This is a genomic window from Rhodococcus sp. MPR-R1B, assembly GCF_058793255.1.
This window is the reverse complement of the sequence record NZ_JBXAFO010000006.1, coordinates 115,143-134,385: the sequence shown is the minus strand read 5'-3', so window position 1 is coordinate 134,385 and position 19,243 is coordinate 115,143. Positions and strand designations below refer to the sequence as shown.

At 63.4% G+C, this 19,243-nt stretch carries 17 protein-coding genes; 8 read left to right on the top strand and 9 right to left on the bottom strand.

What is annotated here, in order from left to right; genetic code table 11:
• Positions 1 to 51: 51 nt before the first annotated feature.
• Positions 52 to 1,455 (top strand): class II fumarate hydratase, encoded by a 1,404-nt coding sequence (locus AC1Q61_RS11005; RefSeq protein WP_042920861.1) that lies wholly within the window; start codon positions 52 to 54, stop codon positions 1,453 to 1,455.
• Positions 1,456 to 1,504: 49 nt separating this feature from the next.
• Here AC1Q61_RS11005 and AC1Q61_RS11000 read toward each other — a convergent pair whose 3' ends face one another.
• Together AC1Q61_RS11000 and AC1Q61_RS10995 are read right to left on the bottom strand one after the other, a co-directional pair.
• Positions 1,505 to 2,224 (bottom strand): NADPH-dependent F420 reductase, encoded by a 720-nt coding sequence (locus tag AC1Q61_RS11000; RefSeq protein ID WP_128637866.1) that lies wholly within the window; start codon positions 2,222 to 2,224, stop codon positions 1,505 to 1,507.
• Positions 2,225 to 2,283: 59 nt separating this feature from the next.
• Positions 2,284 to 2,739, bottom strand: a complete 456-nt coding sequence (locus AC1Q61_RS10995; protein ID WP_042920867.1) for a nitroreductase family deazaflavin-dependent oxidoreductase — start codon at positions 2,737 to 2,739, stop codon at positions 2,284 to 2,286.
• Positions 2,740 to 3,079: 340 nt separating this feature from the next.
• Between AC1Q61_RS10995 and AC1Q61_RS10990 the strand changes: the two genes are divergently transcribed.
• The 5 genes from AC1Q61_RS10990 to AC1Q61_RS10970 all read left to right on the top strand — a co-directional run bounded on the left by AC1Q61_RS10990 (position 3,080) and on the right by AC1Q61_RS10970 (position 7,904).
• Complete coding sequence (locus AC1Q61_RS10990) at positions 3,080 to 3,646, top strand: TetR/AcrR family transcriptional regulator (protein WP_492650970.1); 567 nt, start codon at positions 3,080 to 3,082, stop codon at positions 3,644 to 3,646.
• Positions 3,647 to 3,743: 97 nt separating this feature from the next.
• Complete coding sequence (locus AC1Q61_RS10985) at positions 3,744 to 5,315, top strand: MFS transporter (RefSeq protein ID WP_215516113.1); 1,572 nt, start codon at positions 3,744 to 3,746, stop codon at positions 5,313 to 5,315.
• A gap of 97 nt (positions 5,316 to 5,412) precedes the next feature.
• Positions 5,413 to 7,026: a serine hydrolase gene (locus tag AC1Q61_RS10980; protein ID WP_051649517.1), complete on the top strand. Its 1,614-nt coding sequence runs from the start codon at positions 5,413 to 5,415 to the stop codon at positions 7,024 to 7,026.
• 17 nt (positions 7,027 to 7,043) lie between these two features.
• A complete protein-coding gene (locus AC1Q61_RS10975) occupies positions 7,044 to 7,469 on the top strand; it encodes a limonene-1,2-epoxide hydrolase family protein (RefSeq protein WP_007726363.1) in 426 nt (141 codons plus the stop codon).
• A 30-nt stretch (positions 7,470 to 7,499) separates the two neighbouring features.
• A complete protein-coding gene (locus AC1Q61_RS10970) occupies positions 7,500 to 7,904 on the top strand; it encodes a carboxymuconolactone decarboxylase family protein (RefSeq protein ID WP_003945227.1) in 405 nt (134 codons plus the stop codon).
• Between the two features lie 60 nt (positions 7,905 to 7,964).
• On the opposite strand, the gene phoH2 is transcribed toward AC1Q61_RS10970, so the two are convergent.
• The 5 genes from phoH2 to AC1Q61_RS10945 all read right to left on the bottom strand — a co-directional run bounded on the left by phoH2 (position 7,965) and on the right by AC1Q61_RS10945 (position 14,517).
• Complete coding sequence (gene phoH2, locus AC1Q61_RS10965) at positions 7,965 to 9,332, bottom strand: RNA 5'-3' helicase PhoH2 (RefSeq protein ID WP_003945274.1); 1,368 nt, start codon at positions 9,330 to 9,332, stop codon at positions 7,965 to 7,967.
• Between the two features lie 275 nt (positions 9,333 to 9,607).
• On the bottom strand, positions 9,608 to 10,324 hold the full coding sequence (locus AC1Q61_RS10960; RefSeq protein WP_042920874.1) for a helix-turn-helix transcriptional regulator: 717 nt from the start codon (positions 10,322 to 10,324) through the stop codon (positions 9,608 to 9,610).
• A gap of 26 nt (positions 10,325 to 10,350) precedes the next feature.
• Positions 10,351 to 11,784 (bottom strand): amidase, encoded by a 1,434-nt coding sequence (locus tag AC1Q61_RS10955; protein WP_042920876.1) that lies wholly within the window; start codon positions 11,782 to 11,784, stop codon positions 10,351 to 10,353.
• 152 nt (positions 11,785 to 11,936) lie between these two features.
• Positions 11,937 to 13,244: a serine hydroxymethyltransferase gene (gene glyA / locus AC1Q61_RS10950; RefSeq protein WP_003945195.1), complete on the bottom strand. Its 1,308-nt coding sequence runs from the start codon at positions 13,242 to 13,244 to the stop codon at positions 11,937 to 11,939.
• Positions 13,245 to 13,320: 76 nt separating this feature from the next.
• On the bottom strand, positions 13,321 to 14,517 hold the full coding sequence (locus AC1Q61_RS10945; RefSeq protein ID WP_007726370.1) for a hypothetical protein: 1,197 nt from the start codon (positions 14,515 to 14,517) through the stop codon (positions 13,321 to 13,323).
• 172 nt (positions 14,518 to 14,689) lie between these two features.
• Here AC1Q61_RS10945 and coaA point away from each other — a divergent pair, with 172 nt between their 5' ends.
• Positions 14,690 to 15,622, top strand: a complete 933-nt coding sequence (gene coaA, locus AC1Q61_RS10940) for a type I pantothenate kinase (protein ID WP_003945270.1) — start codon at positions 14,690 to 14,692, stop codon at positions 15,620 to 15,622.
• Between the two features lie 6 nt (positions 15,623 to 15,628).
• On the opposite strand, the gene AC1Q61_RS10935 is transcribed toward coaA, so the two are convergent.
• Complete coding sequence (locus AC1Q61_RS10935; RefSeq protein WP_003945211.1) at positions 15,629 to 16,396, bottom strand: isoprenyl transferase; 768 nt, start codon at positions 16,394 to 16,396, stop codon at positions 15,629 to 15,631.
• Positions 16,397 to 16,568: 172 nt separating this feature from the next.
• Between AC1Q61_RS10935 and trhA the strand changes: the two genes are divergently transcribed.
• Complete coding sequence (trhA, locus tag AC1Q61_RS10930; protein ID WP_042920879.1) at positions 16,569 to 17,237, top strand: PAQR family membrane homeostasis protein TrhA; 669 nt, start codon at positions 16,569 to 16,571, stop codon at positions 17,235 to 17,237.
• On the opposite strand, the gene AC1Q61_RS10925 is transcribed toward trhA, so the two are convergent.
• Positions 17,204 to 19,231, bottom strand: a complete 2,028-nt coding sequence (locus AC1Q61_RS10925) for a thioredoxin domain-containing protein (protein WP_492650971.1) — start codon at positions 19,229 to 19,231, stop codon at positions 17,204 to 17,206. The genes trhA and AC1Q61_RS10925 overlap by 34 nt on opposite strands.
• Positions 19,232 to 19,243 lie beyond the last annotated feature (12 nt).

The window sequence follows — 19,243 nt, the reverse complement described above, 5'->3', positions numbered from 1 at the left end:
CACGGGGGACGTAGTCCCCTACCCGCTCTCGAAAAGTGGCAATGTGGAGCCATGACGGAGAGCAACGATCAACAGTTCCGAATCGAACACGACACCATGGGCGAAGTTCGGGTGCCCATCGACGCACTGTGGCGAGCACAGACCCAGCGTGCAGTCGAGAACTTCCCGATCAGCGGGCGCCCGCTCGAGCGCACCCAGATCCGCGCAATGGGCCTGCTGAAAGCAGCGTGTGCGCAGGTCAACAAGGACCTCGGACTCCTCGACGCGGGCAAGGCCGACGCAATCATCGCCGCCGCGAACGAGATCGCCGAAGGCAAGCACGACGATCAGTTCCCCATCGACGTCTTCCAGACCGGCTCGGGAACCAGTTCGAACATGAACGCCAACGAGGTCATCGCATCCATCGCGAAGGCCGCCGGTGTGGACGTACATCCCAATGATCACGTCAACATGTCGCAGTCCTCCAACGACACCTTCCCCACCGCCACGCATGTCGCAGCTACCGAAGCAGCGGTCACCGATCTTGTTCCGGCACTGGAACATCTGCATGCTGCGCTTGCCACGAAGGCGACCGAGTGGAAGACCGTCGTCAAATCCGGACGCACCCATCTGATGGACGCTGTGCCGGTCACGCTCGGTCAGGAGTTCGGCGGCTACGCACGTCAGATCGAGGCCGGCATCGAGCGCGTCAACGCAACACTCCCCCGCCTCGGCGAGCTGCCGATCGGCGGAACAGCAGTCGGCACCGGTCTCAATGCTCCGGATGGATTCGGCCCCAAAGTTGTTGCCGAACTGGTCAAGTCGACCGGTGTCGACGCGCTGACTCCGGCGAAGAACAGCTTCGAAGCGCAGGCCGCGCGTGACGGACTGGTCGAGGCATCGGGCGCGCTGCGGACCATCGCCGTCTCACTGACGAAGATTGCCAACGACATTCGGTGGATGGGATCGGGTCCGCTGACCGGACTCGGCGAGATCGCACTCCCCGATCTGCAGCCGGGAAGCTCGATCATGCCCGGAAAGGTGAACCCGGTCCTGCCCGAGGCAACCACTCAGGTTGCGGCTCAGGTGATCGGAAACGACGCCGCCATCGCGTGGGGTGGCGCCGCCGGAGCTTTCGAACTCAACGTCTACATCCCGGTCATGGCCCGCAACCTGCTGGAGTCGTTCACCTTGCTGGCCAACGTCTCTCGACTGTTCGCCGACAAGTGCGTCAGCGGACTGGTCGCGCACGAGGAGCACCTCAAGACACTCGCCGAATCTTCGCCGTCGATCGTGACGCCCCTCAACTCGGCAATCGGTTACGAGGAAGCCGCAGCCGTCGCGAAGCAGGCGCTCAAAGAGAAGAAGACGATCCGTCAGGTCGTCATCGAGCGCGGACTCGTCCCGGACAAGCTGAGCGAGGAAGAACTCGACAAGCGTCTCGACGTTCTGGCGATGGCGAAGGTCAAGGACTGAACAAACAACAGAGTGGCGGTTTCCACTTCGGAAACCGCCACCCTTGCACTCACACCGCAGCGGTTGCCCGCCACTCGTCGGTGCGATCGGGGCTCGCCTCGGCCAATGCCTTCAACGTCGCTTCTCGATCGAAGTCCTTGCCGTACACGGGAGTTCCCGGCTGCTGACGCCAGGAATCGTCGATCGTTCCCGCATCGACGGGATCGAAGCCCAACTGATTGATCAGATCGAAGACGACCTGCTTGTTCGCGTCGTCGTCGCCGGCGATGGGTAGCGCAATGCGCCCCTCTGCACCTTCGGGAAGCCCCTTCTCGAGGAGATGCTTCCACCAGATTCCGTTGAACGCCTTGAACACCGGTACACCCAGGTGTTCCTGCACCCATCCGCTTTCGGTCTGTCCGTCCTCGATGGCGGCGATCAGACCGTCACGCTGTTGCGGGTAGTAGTTGTTGGTCTCGATGACCGGGGCACCGGCGACCGCACCGCTGAGAATCCCCGCCGGTAGATCAACCACGTTCTTCTGCGGAATGCTCACGATGACCAGCTCGGCACCCTCGGCGGCCTCGGTGCTGCGGACTGCCTTCGCACCCGTCTCGGCTTCCAGTTCTGCAAGCGTGTCCGGTGTCCGCGAGTTCGAGACGCGCACGTCGTGACCGAGCGCAGCGAGCCTACGTGTGAGCGTGCCACCGATCTGACCGGCTCCGATGATTCCGATGCGCATGACCCTGCTCCTTCGTCGTGTGCGGTGGCGATCGCGCCACCGCTGCATTCGTCAACGACGAGAACGCACCGGGTCATTCCGCACCGGCCATTTCAACTCCCGTTGATTCAATCGGTTGACGAATCGAGTGCGAGTTTGATGCGAACACTGACCGGGTCGGTCTGCAATCCGCGAAAGGCAGAGGCCGTCAGCGCCGATCTGATCTTCCCCGACGCAAATGTCTTCACCCGCGCCGGCACGTCGTCGTCCGGCATGATCTGGGCCTGTCCGTCCACCCACTCGCCGCGGCGACGGATCCGAACCTTCGGCGTCGCAGAGATATTGGCACCCCACCCCGTGCCGGTGCCATGCTGCGCAATGACCCACGCCTCGTCACCGTCGTAGGTGATCGCAACGGGCACTCGGCGGGTCAGACCGGTTCGGCGTCCAACCGTCTCGATCTCGGTCATCAACGACGGCATCAAACCGATCCGATTCAATCCGGTGACCAGCGGATTGGCGAAATACTTCCCGACTGCGACTTCGATTCTTCGTTTTCGTGCAACTGACGTCGGTACCGGCATGCCGTTTCCTCTCCTCCGAAGCTGGTGCTCGAAGCAACAGCTCTATACCGCACGATATAACCACTGTTCGGGCAGTTTTGCCACTAAGAATCTCCATCAACACCCACCACCTGCACACAACACTTGACTGTGTCTGTCGGTTACATCTAGTCTCAGATTCGTTCCTATACCGATCGACATACTGGGAGGCAGTGATGAACACACCTCGAGACGCCTTGTTGCCATGACCGGCCCGCAGACGCGTTGTCCGATCGCCGCAGCGCGTCGCAAGTGGGGAGTACCAAGAGAATCAGCGGCACCAGATGATTCGAACAGCACTGCGATTGCATACGATGGCGGGATGGCCGACTCCGATTCCCGCACTCTGATGCTGGTCGGCGCCATCAATGCCTTCCGTGAACACGGGATCGCGACGACCTCGCTCACCGAGATCGTCGAACGCTCGGGAGCTCCCCGCGGGTCGGTGTACCACTACTTTCCCGAGGGCAAAGGACAGCTGGCCGGCGAAGCAGTTGCCTACTTCGGCCGGGGCGTCAGTGCCGCGATCAGTTCGATGATCGCTCAGTCTTCCCCACCGGAGATCATCGACGCGGTTGTCACGATATTTCGAAACAGCTTGGTAGAGAGCGATTTCACCTCCTCCTGTCCGGTCGCAGCCGCGGCAGTGGAGGGCGCGTCGACGCCGGCGGCATTAACTGCTGCGGGCGAATCCTTCACCTCGTGGGAATCGCTTCTCACATCGTTCTTCTGGCAGCAGGGACAGCCGTCCGAGACTGCAGCACAGTGGGCAACCGTCGTGATCGCGTCAATCGAAGGCGCGACGCTGATGGCAAAAGCTCAGCACACCACGGCGCCTCTCGATCGCATCGGCGCTCACCTCAAGGCTCTGGTCTCGGCCGCGAGCTGACCAACCCTCTTTCTTCCAACCGCTGCTGCCGTCCGCGCAGGAGCAGAGATGGCGTACAAACATGTCTCACACACTTGCACCGGCGCCCTCGGCGCCCATGATGACCAAGTCCCGTCGATTCACTGCGCTGATCTTCATCTGCCTCGCCGAACTCCTTGTCGTGCTGGACAACACAGTGGTCAACGTCGCACTGCCGACGATGAGCGTCGACTTGTTCGCCAGCGTCAGCGACCTGCAGTGGATCGTCGACGCGTACACGTTGACCTTCGCCGGGTTCCTACTCACTTTCGGCCACCTGGGTGACCGCTTCGGACGCCGCCGAGTGATGATCATCGGCTTGATCGGCGTCGGTGCGATGTCGCTCGTCGGCGCCTTGGCTTCCAACCTCGAACAGGTGATCATGGCGCGAGCCGCCATGGGTGTCTTTGCCGCAGCTGTCTTTCCGGCTACGTTGGCCATGATCACCAACATCTTCACCGACGCCAGAGAACGAGCCATCGCCATCGCGGCCTGGACCGCAATGGCCGGCTTCGCGATTGCCATCGGCCCGACTGCGGGCGGCTGGCTTCTCGAGCACTTCTCCTGGCACTCGGTGTTCTGGATGAACGTTCCGGCAGCATTGTTGGTCATCGTGGGTGTGCTGCTGGTTGTTCCGGAATCGAAGGCGCACCACGTCGGCCGATTCGATTTCGTCGGAACAATCTTGTCGCTACTGGGCATCGTCATTCTGGTGTGGACCATCATCGACGCACCACATCGCGGATGGGTCTCGACATTCAGCATCACGGGATACCTCTCTGCGACAGTGTTGTTGGCCGCATTCGTAGCGTGGGAACTGCGCACCGACGCGCCGATCCTGAACATGAATCTCTTCCGAATCCGGCGGTTTTCTTTCCCCGCCTTGGCTATTGCTGTCAGCTACTTCAGCATGTTCGGATTCTTGTTCCTGATCACGCAGTACTTCCAGGGCGTTCGGGAGTACTCGCCGCTCGAATTCGGCATCCACTCTTTGCCTTTCGCTGCAGCTGTCGCCGTGGGCGCCCCAGTCGCCACCTTGGCGGCACAGAAACTCGGCACGACTGCAGTGATGGTGTTCGGCCTCCTGGTACTCAGCGGCGGGATGTTCCTGGCGGGTCGGACGACCGTCGAGACGCCCTACCTCGGACCCGTCGTGATCTCGATGGTCCTCATGGGTCTGGGCCTCGCAATTGTCCAGGGACCGGCGACCGACTCCATCATGTCCTCGGTGCCCCTCGACGAAGCGGGCGCAGGTTCGGCAGTCAACGACACGACGCGTGAGCTCGGCGGGACCCTGGGCGTCGCCGTCATCGGTTCGATCGTCGCCTCGTACTACACGTCCAAGGTGGCTCCGATCGTCGACGCCATTCCCGACGCCGTGATGTCGGCGCAGGAGAAAGGCTTCGCTCGTGAGTCCGTGCTCAGCGTCATCGAGATCCGCTCCCGCGACATCAGTCCGCTCTTCGAGCAGCAGAAGAACAGTCTGATCTACACGATGAAGACCGCATGCCTGGAAGGTTTCGCCATCGCGTCGTACTTCACAGTCGGAGCAGCATTGATCACCGCTCTGCTGGTCGCGTTGTTGCTCCCTTGGAAGCCGGTCACGGAAGGCTCCATTCTCGGCAGTCTGACAACCAAGACCCCGAAGTAGCTACAAGGTTTCCCGATTTGTCCCAATATCAGCCCGCCGTTCCCCGATACTGGGTTGACCGAGTGGTACCGACGACAACCCTGCTAGGGAGAATCTCGTGTCCATCACCAGTAGAAACAGCTCGCGACTGTCGGCAGCGGCGGTTCCGGTAGTACTGACGGTCGCCCTGCTCGCCGGATGCTCGTCCGATTCAGACACCACCTCGGCGCCCGGGCCGGTCGTCAGCGACGCCAGCCCGGGTCTCGACGCCGGGGTGCCGATCCCGGACGGGCAAATCGACGACGCGGTCGGGAAGCTCGACGACCTCGCGAACGACCTCATGGCAAGTTCCGGTGTTCCCGGCATGGCGGTGGCCGTGGTGCACGGAGGTAAGACTGTGTACGCAAAGGGATTCGGGGTTCGCGAGTCGGGTAAGAGCGCCACCGTCGATGCCGACACCGTGTTCCAACTGGCATCGGTGTCGAAATCGGTCGGGGCCACGGTGGTCGCCCACGAAGTCGGAATCGGGACCGTCGACTGGGACACTCCGGTGATCTCGAAACTGCCGGGGTTTGCGCTTGCCGATCCGTGGGTGACCGACCACCTCACGATCTCCGATCTCTACACGCATCGGTCGGGGTTACCGGACCACGCCGGCGACGGGCTGGAGGACCTGGGCTACAACCGGGCCCAGGTGCTCGAAAAACTTCGCCAACTACCGCTCAATCCCTTCCGAATCACATACGAGTACACGAACTTCGGCGTCACTGCCGGTGCGGAGGCCGTTGCAGCCGCGGCGGGCACCGATTGGGAAACGCTGTCGCAGAACACGATCTACGGTCCGCTCGGTATGACGTCGACGTCTTCGCGGTTCGCCGATTACCAAGCCCGAGAAAATCGAACAGTCGGCCACATCCTCGAAGACGGAAAGTACAAGGTAGGGCCGGTTCGGGACGCCGACGCCCAATCCCCCGCCGGTGGAGTCAGCTCCTCGGTGAACGACATGGCCAAGTGGTTGGACATGGTGCTGTCGGGCGGTCGGTATCAGGGGCAGCAGGTCGTTCAGACGGATGCGCTCGTGCCCGCAGTCAACCCGGAAATCGTCTCGCGCCATGCGCAGGAAATCGGGGAACGCTCCGGCTTCTACGGCTACGGGTTCAATGTTTCCGACAGCGCGGCAGGCCGTGTGACCGCCAGCCACTCCGGTGCCTTCCTGCTCGGTGCCGGGACCAATTTCGTGACGATTCCCTCCGCTGACGTCGGCATAGTCGTTCTGACCAACGGCACGCCCACCGGCGTCGCAGAGACCTTGACCGCCGAATTCGCCGATCTGGTGCAGTTCGGGAAGATCACCCGCGAGTGGCGCCCGCTGTACGAAGCGTCCTTTGCCTCACAAGCCGACCCTGAGGGCGAACTTGCCGGGAAGACGCCGCCGGCCTCCCCCGCTCCCGCGCCACCGACAGACCAATTGACCGGCGACTACGGCAATCCGTACTGGGGTCCCGCGCTCGTGACGCAGCAGAACGGTGCGCTGACCTTGACCATGGGTCCCGCGGCCGCGACGTACCCTCTGACCCACTGGGACGGAAACACCTTCACGTTCCCGCTCAGCGGCGAGAACGCACCGGCCGGGACGGTCTCGAAGGCCACCTTCGACGGAAACTCGCTAACCTTGGAGTACTTCGATCACGATCATCTCGGTACCTTCATCCGGGCAACACCGGCCGAATAATCAGCCAAGGACACCCCATGAGTAGTTCGACAGCCACGGTGAACGCAATGTTCGCGGCCCTCACCGATTTCGACGTGGACGCCGCAGCCGAATTGATGACAGACGACATCGTCTGGCAGAACGTCTCGCTCCCCACCCTGCGAGGCAAGAAGACCGTCGTGCGAGCGCTACGTCTGGTCACCAAGCCTTCACTGAAATTCGAGGCGGAGATGCACCACATCGTCGGCGACGAGTCCACGGTGCTCACCGAACGCACCGACATCCTCACCGTCGGACCGCTGCGCATCGAGTTCTGGGTATGCGGAACTTTCGAACTGCGCGACGGCAAAGTCTGCGTCTGGCGGGACTACTTCAGTCTGCGAGACGTCGCGTGGGGCGTGGTGACCGCGGTCGGCCGCGCAGTCGTCGGGACCGGGACACGAAGTAGGCTTGCTCCGGCCTGAAATCACCTGCCGAAAGCGAGCGAACCTGCCATGTCCGAAAACACCACGCCTGACTCCTTCGACGCCGGATTGGCTGTGCGCACCGAAGTCATGGGGGCCGATTTCGTCGACGCCGCCTTCGAGCGCACCCGGGGAACGGATAGCGAAGAACTGCAGAACTTCGTGACGGCCAACGTCTGGGGTTCGGTATGGACGCGTCCCGGACTCGATCGCCGCAGTCGCAGTCTGATCAATCTGGGGATGCTGATCGCGCTGCGCGCCGAGAACGAACTCAAAGGCCACGTACGTGGGGCATTGCGAAACGGCTTGACGCGCACCGAGATCGTCGAAACCGTGATCCACGCGAGCGCGTATTGCGGCGCTCCGGCCGGACTGGCGGCGATGCGTGTGGTGCAGGAAGTTCTCGACAACGAACTGGGACCGCTGCAAAACTGAACAACTTCAAACCCAGGCATCTCCCCGTGCAGACCGAAGTCCGCACGGGGAGATCACTTCTCAGGAAGTGGGGCCGAACTCCTCGAGCATGTCGGTCACCAACTCGGCGATCGGCGAACGCTCACTGCGCGTGAGTGTGATGTGCGCAAAAAGCGGGTGCCCCTTGAGCTTCTCGATGACGGCCGCAACTCCGTCGTGCCTGCCCACTCGCAAGTTGTCACGCTGCGCGACGTCGTGCGTGAGGACCACTCGCGAGCCGGTTCCCAGACGAGAAAGCACTGTCAGCAGAACATTTCGTTCGAGCGACTGCGCTTCATCGACGATCACGAACGAATCGTGCAGCGACCGACCGCGAATATGCGTCAGCGGCAACACTTCCAGCATTCCGCGGGCGAGAACCTCCTCGAGAACCTCTGGCGAGGCCAACCCGTCGAGAGTGTCGAAAACGGCCTGAGCCCACGGGCCCATCTTCTCGCTCTCACTACCGGGAAGGTAGCCGAGTTCTTGTCCGCCAACGGCATACAACGGACGGAAGACGACAACCTTGCGCTGAGTGCGCCGCTCGAGAACGGCTTCCAAACCTGCCGTCAGAGCCAAGGCCGATTTACCGGTGCCCGCCTTACCACCGAGAGAGATGATGCCGATGCTCTCGTCCATGAGGAGATCGAGCGCAATGCGCTGCTCGGCGGAGCGGCCGTGCAACCCGAACGCCTCGCGCTCACCGCGCACCAACTGGATGCGCTTGTCGGGAGTCACCCGACCGAGGGCGCTCGACGAACCACCGAGCAGGCGAAGACCCGTGTGACACGGCAGATCTCGCGCTTCGTCGAGGTCCAGGAAACCCTCGTTGAACAGCTCGTCGATGTCCGTCGAGGCGACGTCCAGCTCGGTCATACCCGTCCATCCGGAGGGCACGACGTCGTGAGCGTGGTACTCGTCGGCAGGTAGTCCCACCGCGCCCGCCTTCACGCGAAGCGGAATGTCCTTGCTGACGAGGACTACGTCCTTGCCCTCCGCCGCAAGGTTCAGCGCACACGCCAGAATCCTCGAATCGTTACTGTCCGTGCGGAATCCGACTGGCAAGACCGCAGGGTCGGTGTGATTGAGTTCGACCTGCAGCGTCCCGTTCTCGGTGCCGATCGGCACCGGACGGTCGAGGCGGCTGTATTCGATCCGTAGATCGTCGAGCATGCGGAGCGATTCTCGGGCGAACCATCCCAGTTCGTGGTGGTGCCGTTTGCCTTCGAGTTCACTGATCACGACCAGTGGGAGTACCACGTGGTGTTCGGCGAATCGAGTGACAGCCCATGGATCGGACAGTAGTACCGAGGTATCCAAGACGTACGTGCGAAGTGCATCTCCCGAATGATTCCCGGCTGATAGATCAGCCCGGGCCGAGTGGGCAGAGACGGAGCGTGATGCAGTCACGTTGGGCTCCTAGGTCTGCGCGGCACCCGCGCAAACTCAGCTCGCTGGGCCGGACGGCTCTGGTGTCAGGTGACGCTGTGTCAGCTGAAACAAGGGCCGGGCGCCGGCCCTCTCGTACTGAGTGTTTCAGTCACGATCAGAACCTCCCGCACAAGTAACTTCTGGTTACTCGTTACTGCCGACGGTACTGCGGATCGGACACTCGCGCCACGGAACGAGCCGCACATCTGGTGAACGCCAGGTAACAAAATGCCACTCGTGTGATTCGGCGTCACTCAGGACTCGATCAGACCCCACTTCGCGGCGCGCACCGCCGCCTGAACCCGCGAATTGGTTCCGGTCTTGACGAAGATGTTCTCGAGGTGGGTGGCGACGGTGCGACGGCTGACGAACAACTCCTCGGCGATCTCGACATTGCCCGCGCCCCTGGCCACCAATTGCAGTACTTGGATCTCGCGTGGGCTCAAATGGACACGATCGAGCGCCACCTGGTCCCCCACCACGCGCGAGCAGGCTGCGCTGGACGCCGCCACCACCTCCCGTACGCGATCGACGACGCCGGAATCCGCGAAGCTCATGTGCAGCAATCCGGTCACCTCACGGCCGGAGAACCCCAATGCGACCGAGGCACCCTCGGCGTACCCGGACGGCCGCAGAACATCGGTGACCATCTCGACCTGCTCGAATCGTGGCACGTCCTGCCAGAACACGGGCACGCCCGAAGCCTCGCGAATGATGCCGAAGAGATTGCGATCGGCGACGAAGTCCTCGAGCAGGAACTCGAGCACCCTGGCGTCGTATCCGGAACACGCCAGAGCCCGATGCCTTCCGGTCGACGGGTCTCGGTACGTGACCGCCGCAGCCGAGTACGCGAGTCCACGAGCGCGGAGTTCTTCGGCGCACAGGCCGAGAATGCCGTACGCCCCGGCCGCCGGCGATCGCGGCGCGAACATGTCAGGTCCAGCGCCGCGATCAGGCAGTACAGACGTCATCACACCAATCTAGCCAATCGTGTGAGCTAGGCCACGACCAGTGAATCGGCCGGCTTCTTGTCCGCCCACGGACGTGCCGCTTCGAAGTTCGCGGCAGCCCGCAGGACCAGTGTGTCCTGGCGGTGACGTGCGGCGATCTGCAGCCCCACCGGTCGACCGTCGGCTGTGAATCCAGCGGGCACGGTGATCGCCGGATTGTTGAGCATGTTGTACGGGTAGGTGAAGAGCCAATCGAGCAACTGCTCACGCAGCGACGCACCCTCGAGCCACGACGGCGCGAACTGACTGAGCGGGAACGTGGCCGAAGCCAAGGTCGGCGAGACCAACACGTCGTAGTCGTTCATGAACGCGGTCCACGTGTCCCACATGACGCCGCGGAATGCGTCGGCCCGCCCGACGTCGACACCGGTGAGCCGCTCGGCCTCGTGCATGATCTCGATCAGGTTGTCGTCGACCTCGCCGCGCTGGTTCTCCCAGTCGAGCAAGTCGTATTCGGAAGCGAAACCGGGAACCCAGATGCCGTTCCACATCGACGCCGACGGATTTCCCCACTGCGGGGTCGCCTCGGTGATCCGGGCACCCAATTCCTCGAATGCCGACAACGCGTCGAGACACACCGCCAGCACCTCCGGATCAACATGGCCGAGACCGAGATTCGTCGACCACGCCACGCGAAGGCCCTTCACGTCACCCTTCGAGGCTTCGACGTACGAGGTCTCGGCACGCTCGATCGAGAGCGGGTCCGCATTGTCCGGCCCGGCCATGATGTCGAGCATCAGCGCGTTGTCGGCAACAGTCCGGGTGATCGGACCGTGATACGCCCAGTTGTAGAAGCGCCCGGCCAGAATGGTCTGCGGGATGACGCCGGTGGTCGGCTTCAACCCGACGACCCCACAGAGCGCCGACGGGATACGCACCGATCCCGCACCGTCACTGCCCTCGGCGAGTGGCCCGAGGCCTGCAGCCACGGCAGCCGACGCACCGCCACTGGACCCGCCCGCGCTGTTGCCGAGCTTCCACGGGTTGTGCGTCGGCCCGTACAGGTGGTTGTCCGTGCCACCGTAGTAACCACTTTCGGGAGTATTCGTCTTTCCCAGGAACAGTCCGCCGGCGCCACGCAGCCTGTCCACGACGACGGCATTTCCCGTCGCGATGTTGTCGGCCATCGACTTCATCCCGAACGTGGTCGGCAGCCCGTCGACTGCCGTCAGATCTTTGATCGTGAACGGAACGCCGTGCAGCGGGCCGAGTTTCTCGCCCGCTTCCTGTTGCCGTGAGAGTTCGGCCGCATCGCGCGTCACCTGCTCGCGATCGAACTGGACTATCGCGTTGATCGACGGATTGACGGCGTCGACGCGCTGGATCATCGCTTCGGCAATCTCGTTGGGCGAGAGACTGTTCGACGCGACCGACGCCGCCATCTCGGTAGCGGAGAGCCAATGCAGATTCTGTTCGGTCATGGGGTTTCCTTCGCCGGAGGGGTGATGCTCTCAGGCTAGGAAGCACCGAACTCGGCCACCATCGGTCATGTGACCGATGCCACAATCCGCGACTGGAAAAAAACCAGCGGCCCGGCCCCTCGAAAGGGACCGGGCCGTCGGTGAAGGAATTCCTAGACGTTCTTGCTGAGCAGGCCCCAGTTCTCGAGACCGTCGTACAGCGGAAGGTCGAGAGCGAGCTTGGCGACGCGCGCACGCAGCGCCGGCAGATCCGCGTTGCCGGCCAGAGCGGTACCGATGATGTCGGCGACCTCGGTGAACTCGGCATCACCGAATCCGCGAGTGGCCAACGCTGCGGTACCGATACGCAGACCGGAGGTGGTCATCGGCGGGCGGGGATCGAACGGAACAGCGTTGCGGTTGACCGTGATGCCGATTTCGTGCAGAAGGTCCTCACCCTGCTGGCCGTCGAGCTGCGAGTTACGCAGGTCCACGAGCACGAGGTGGACGTCAGTGCCGCCGGTCAGGACGCTGATGCCCTGGTCTGCGACGTCCTTGTTGCCCAGACGCTCGGCAAGGATGCGCGCACCGGAAAGGGTGCGTGCCTGACGATCCTTGAACTCTTCACCGGCAGCGATCTTGAAGGTGACTGCCTTGGCCGCGATGGCGTGCATGAGCGGTCCACCCTGCTGACCGGGGAAGACAGCGGAGTTGAGCTTCTTGGCCCACTCTTTCTTCGCCAGGATCAGGCCCGAACGCGGACCACCGAGGGTCTTGTGGACAGTCGAGGAGACGACGTCTGCGTACGGGACGGGCGACGGGTGCAGGCCTGCAGCAACCAGTCCGGCGAAGTGAGCCATGTCCACCCACAGGTACGCGCCGACCTCGTCGGCGATCGCACGGAACGCCGCGAAGTCCTGCTGACGCGGGTACGCGGACCAGCCGGCAACGATGACCTTCGGCTTCTCGGCGAGGGCGATCGAGCGCACCTCGTCCATGTCGATGCGGTGATCTTCCTTGCTGACGCCGTAGGACGCGACGTCGTACAACTTGCCGGAGAAGTTGAGCTTCATGCCGTGCGTGAGGTGACCGCCGTGTGCAAGGTCGAGGCCGAGCAGCTTCTCACCCGGGTTCATCAGTGCCATCAGAACAGCAGCGTTGGCCTGTGCGCCCGAGTGCGGCTGAACGTTCGCGAACTCTGCACCGAAGAGTTCCTTCGCACGGTTGCGCGCCAGATCCTCGATGACGTCGACGTGCTCGCAACCGCCGTAGTAACGACGTCCCGGGTAGCCCTCGGCGTACTTGTTGGTCAGGACGCTGCCCTGAGCCTGCAGAACCGAGCGGGGAACGAAGTTCTCCGACGCGATCATCTCGAGCGTGTCGCGCTGACGAGCCAATTCACCAGCCATCGCCTCGGCGACTTCGGGGTCGAGTTCGGCGAGTGATGCAGAGTTGACGTCGGAGCCGGGCACAGCGGTCATCGAGGAATCTCCAAGCTGGATGCGGAAACGAATGCGTCCAGTCTACGAAGTTCGCTCCCGCCGTCTCCACCCGGCACTAGGCAGCACGCAGAGAGCTGGGGACCAGCGGCTCGTCGAGCAGCCTGCGGAAGCGTTCGGTGCGCTCCGCGCCCACCGGCACCTCGTCCAGCCAGCCCCCGAGCAGCCGGTATCCCTCGACATACGTGCTGGTGTATGCCCGCCACAGCGGCGAAGACAGGAACTTGAGCGATTGGCGAGCGCGTTCCGGCGTCGACAGCGACCACCGTTCGAGGAACAGCGCCACGTCGTCGAGGCTGCGCCCCTCGTCGTGCAACATCAGCGCCGCATCCTGCCGGACACTCAGCAGTTGCCCCGACGCGGCGGAGAGCCGTTGCGCCTTTTCCCCGTCGAAAGACAAGCCGAGGTCGGCGTAGATGTCCTGCGCCCACAAACCCCAGTCCGGGCCGACAATCGCTTCCAGCGCCAAATCCGCGAGGCCTTCGGCCATGATGCACTGCGGCGTGTTGACCAGGAACAGTGTCTGCTCGAGCTGGCCCGAACCGACCAGACCGGCTTCCTTACGGCAATGCTCGGTGTGATGGCCGGGGTAGGACTCGTGCGCGATCAGCCGCGGCAGGTTGGCCATGAACTGCGGCAGATCCGAATTGATCGCAACCTTGGAGCGGTAGTCACCGAGGTAGTAGTTGAAGCCGGACCACGGCTTGTCCCCCACCACTTCGTATTCGACGGTTTCCGACGCGGGAAGCCCGAACGTGCCGCGGACCAGATCGCGCAGCGCACTCGACATTGCCTCGACGCATTCGTTCAGTTTCGCCGCGGGGATCTCGTCGGCCTTGCGATGGGCCTGCACCCGCTCGGCCAACGGTCCCGGACCGGGCAGAACTTCACCCATCAACCGGTGAGCGTCGCTGTAGGCGTCCTCGTTTCCCTTCTCGATTCGGACGTCGAAGTACGCCTCGACCTCGTCCACGAAGCCGATGTCCTCACCCGCGAACTTGCGCCCGGAGCATTCCAGGGCGCGAAGGTGTACGTCGACGAAGTGGGAGCGTTCGGCATTCAGACCACTTCCGGCCAACTCGCCCCGCAATTCACGTGCCGTGCGGGCAAGTTCACGCGGATCGGGCTTCGGGGCGCTCTCGATCTGCTTACGCAGCGCCGGGTCACCGGTGAACGCGTCGACGAACCCGTCTTCGAGACGGTCGAAACCCAGTCCGAGCAGCAGGTATTGGCGAACAAGTGTGTCTGGATCCATAACGACCGAGCCTAGTCGCTCGCTCCGGAATGCCACCCGGCGAAAGTCCCGGACGTGGCACCGAGCACAATCCGACTATGCACTCGGATCGTGCGCACACGCGCCTGGCTTGCTCGCATAGCTGTTTCGTCCGCCGGGCCCCGGGTTCACTACGTGCCGGTGAGCTGGGCTGATGGCGCGCACCAACGAATCGAGTCCCTACGTCGAGTTCGACCGCAAGCAGTGGCGGACACTGCGTAAGTCGACGCCACTGGTGTTGACCGAGGACGAGTTGTACGGCCTGCGTGGTCTCGGCGAGCAGATCGATCTCGAAGAAGTTGCCGAGGTTTATCTCCCCCTCGCACGTCTGATCCACCTACAGGTAGCGGCACGCCAACGACTGTTCGCGGCCACCGCGACCTTCCTCGGCGAGAAGCATCCCGACCGTCAGGTGCCCTTCGTCATCGGCGTCGCCGGTTCGGTCGCGGTCGGAAAATCCACGACTGCTCGTGTGCTGCAAGCTCTCCTGGCCCGCTGGGATCACCATCCGCGCGTCGACCTCGTCACCACGGACGGATTCCTCTATCCGACCAGGGAACTCCAGCGTCGGGGCATCATGCACCGCAAGGGTTTTCCCGAAAGCTACGATCGCCGCAAGCTGTTGCGCTTCGTCACCGAAGTCAAGTCCGGGGCGGAAGAGGTAGCGGCGCCGGTCTATTCGCATACGTCGTACGACATCATCCCGGGCCAGTACCACCTGATCCGCCAGCCCGACATCCTCATCATCGAGGGCCTCAACGTCCTGCAGACCGGCCCGCGTCTGATGGTCTCCGATCTGTTCGACTTCTCGATCTACGTCGACGCCCGCATCGAGGACATCGAAGCCTGGTACATCCAGCGGTTCCTCGCGCTACGCAACACGTCGTTCGCCGATCCGAACGCCCACTTTCACCACTACTCCGGCCTCTCCGACCGTGACGCGACCATCGCGGCGAAGGAGATCTGGAACTCGATCAATCACCCGAACCTGGTGGAGAACATTCTCCCCACCCGTCCCCGCGCAACCCTGGTGCTGCGCAAGGACGCCGACCACACGATCAACCGGCTGCGGCTGCGCAAGCTCTGAGACGGCTCAGGCGCCGAACCGGCGGTGGCGCGCCGCGTAATCGCGCAAGGCTCGAAGAAAGTCGACTCGACGGAACTCGGGCCAGTACGCCTCGGTGAACCAGATCTCCGAATAGGCGCTCTGCCACAACAGGAATCCGGAGAGCCGCTGCTCGCCGGAGGTGCGGATCACCAGATCCGGATCGGGCTGTCCCGACGTGTACAGATGCCCGTCGATGCCGTCGACCGTGACGGCCTGGATCAGTTCGTCTCCGCTCAGACCCGCACCGATCTTGTCGCGCAGGAGCGATTGGACGGCGTCGGCGATCTCCTGACGCCCGCCGTATCCGATCGCGACGTTGACATGTGTCCCGGTTCGGCCGCTCGTCCCCGCCGCCGCTTCCCGCAAGCGCCTGGACTGCTCGGGAGGCAGAAGATCGAGAGCACCGACGATCTGCACACTCCAGTTCTTGCCGGGCCCGGAGATCTCTTCGACGACGTCGGTGATGATTTCGAGGAGGGTGTCGAGCTCTTCCGGCTCGCGGCGCAGGTTCTCGGTCGAGAGCAGGTAGATGGTTGCCATCTCGATTCCGGCGGCGTCGCACCACTCGAGCAATTCGGCAATTTTGAGCGCGCCCATGCGGTGCCCGTGACTGACATCGGTGAAGCCGTTCTCGCGAGCCCATCGCCGATTTCCGTCACACATCACGGCTACGTGCCGTGGGTGCGCGAGACCGTCGAGATGACTGAGGAGTCGTCGCTCGTAGATGCTGTACAGCAGTCCGCGCAGATTCACCGTGACATCACCATGGTGTCAAAGACTACGCCCGGCAGTGACAGCCACATGCGAGCGCCGTCACGGTTTTTGTACGCGTCGAAAACCCGCAGGTAGGTTATGCTACTGATGCGTAACCTACGGTACCGTAGGTTACGCGGTTCGCAACAGTACGGAACGAGAGGGGTTGCACATGACGGCATTCGGGGTCGACGAGCTTCCGGTCAAACCACGCATGCGCGGTTGGATCCATCTGTGGGCGCTCGGTGTCTCCGTCGTCGCGGGCGTCGTTCTCGTCTCCGTAGCCGGCGCTCAGGTCGGCGCCAAAGCGGCTTGGGCAACCGCGATCTACAGCGTCACGATCTGCGGCCTCTTCGGCATCAGTGCGACGTATCACCGCATCCAGTGGCAGACGGTCAAGGGCCGTACGTGGATGAAGCGTGCGGACCATTCGATGATCTTTCTCTTCATCGCCGGCAGCTACACACCGTTCGCCATGCTCGGCCTCCCGACTCACACCGGCAAGATCATCCTCGCGATCGTGTGGGCAGGCGCGCTCGCCGGCGTCGCACTCAAGATGCTCTGGCCCACCGCCCCGAAATGGGTGGGAGTCCCGCTCTACCTGCTCCTCGGTTGGGCGATCGTTCCCGTGGTCGGTGAACTGACGCACCAGGTCGGTGTGGCGCCGATGGTGCTGCTGCTCGTCGGCGGAATCTTCTACAGCGTCGGCGCAATTCTGTACGCGACGAAATGGCCAAACCCGTGGCCCACGACGTTCGGGCATCACGAGTTCTTCCACGCCGCGACGGTCGTCGCAGCGATCTGCCACTACATCGCGGTATGGCTCGTCGTGTTCAACTGACTCGCCAGTTCCACCACCGTCGTCACCGGCCGATCACACACGAATCCCCGACAGATGTACGCGGCTTCACCTCCGTCGACGAGGGGTCGATCTGCAAGCAGCGGTGAAGAATCCGGGGCACCCCCGACAACCACTGCACCACCCGGCGCAAGCCGGCGGGCATCGGCCAACAGCGAACCTTCCCCGACGACGGCCACCTGTATCGGACCACGCAACGACGCTTCCGCCACCGCGAGCCAGTGCCCCGCCGACCGAGGCGCACGCTCGAGCGGCAGCGTGGCCCTCGCCAGCGCGTCCGCCGCGGCCTGGGCGTAACGAGAAGAGCGCTCGGCATCGGTCAACGCCGCTGCGGTCAACAGAGCCTCCGCGACGCTCGACGCACCGGACGGCGTCGCGCCGTCCAACGGGTCTCGGGGCCGAGTCACGAGCGACTCCGCGAAATCGGCCGTGTCGAACCAGCTTCCCGGCTCGGCCGGATCAGCGAAGTGGTCGACAGTGACGTCGAGCAACTGCTGCGCCGCATCGAGCCACCGCGCCAATCCCGTTGCCTGATATAGAGCCAGGAGGCCGGTGGCCAACATTGCGTAATCCTCGAGCACACCCGTCGGGGCGCCGACAGCCCCGCCGAGGGAAGCACGACCCAAGTGACCGTCCACCAGGTGAAGGTCGAGAAGAGCGCCTGCGCACTCGGCCGCCGCGGTGATCCAGTCGGGTCGGTCCAGGGCAAGTCCCGCTTCCGTCAAGGCCGTGACGGTCAGCCCGTTCCAGGCCGTCACCACCTTGTCGTCGCGGCCGGGCTGTGGACGCTGAGCCCGGACGGCGCGTAGAGCGTCGGAGACCGTCTGCCAGCGCGACCAGTCGTCGGGGTCACGGAGCAACTGCAGTACCGACGCACCCTCTTCGAAGGTTCCGGTATCGGTGACCCGGAACAACTCCGACGCCCACTGCCCGTCCTCCGCGCCGAGAATCTCGACCAGCTGCGTCGGCGTCCATACGTACGTGAGGCCTTCGACGCCGTCGGTGTCGGCATCGAGAGCCGAAGCGAAGCAACCGTTCTCGGTCAGCAGATCGGAGAGCAGGAACCTTGCGGTCTCCTCGGTGACGCGAGTGGCGAGGTCCGATCCGGTTCGCCGCGCCCAGTGCGCGTAGAACCGCAGGAGCAGCGCATTGTCGTAGAGCATCTTCTCGAAGTGCGGAACCACCCACTCGGCATCGACCGAGTAGCGCGAGAAACCGCCACCCAACTGGTCGTAGATACCGCCACGTGCCATTGCTTCGGCGGTGCGCTCGATGCCGCCGAGGATCTCGCCCGAACCCGTTCGCTCGTACTGTCGGAGCAGCCCCTCCAGTAGTGCCGACGGTGGAAACTTCGGTGCCCCACCGAATCCCCCGCGCGGGATGTCCTCGTCGCCGAGGATCGACCGACCCGCCGCGTTCAGCAGCTCGGCGTCGATGGGTGCTCCCCCGTACGGAATCCCGCCCGACGCGCGCTGAAGTTCCGTGACGATCGACTGTGCCGCGTTGTCGACCTCGTCGCGCCGATTCGTGAAGGTGTCGACTATCGCTTCGAGAAGCTGTGTGAACGAGGGCATTCCGCCGCGAGGCGTCGGCGGGTAGTACGTGCCGCAGTAGAACGGTGAACCGTCGGGAGTCAGGAAACAGGTCATGGGCCAGCCGCCCTGGCCGGTCATCGCAACCGTCGCATTCATGTAGACGGCGTCGATGTCGGGACGTTCTTCTCGGTCCACCTTCACACAGACGAAATTCGCGTTCATGACGGCCGCGATCTCGTCGTTCTCGAACGACTCGTGCGACATGACGTGGCACCAGTGGCACGCCGAGTATCCGATCGAGAGGAGGATCGGCACGTTGCGCTCGCGCGCCCACTCCATCGCTTCTTCGCCCCACTGTTGCCAGTGGACCGGATTGTCGGCGTGCTGACGCAGGTAAGGGCTCGAGGACCCACCCAGGTTGTTCCGCATCCGTGGGTCCATCGCCGCTACCTC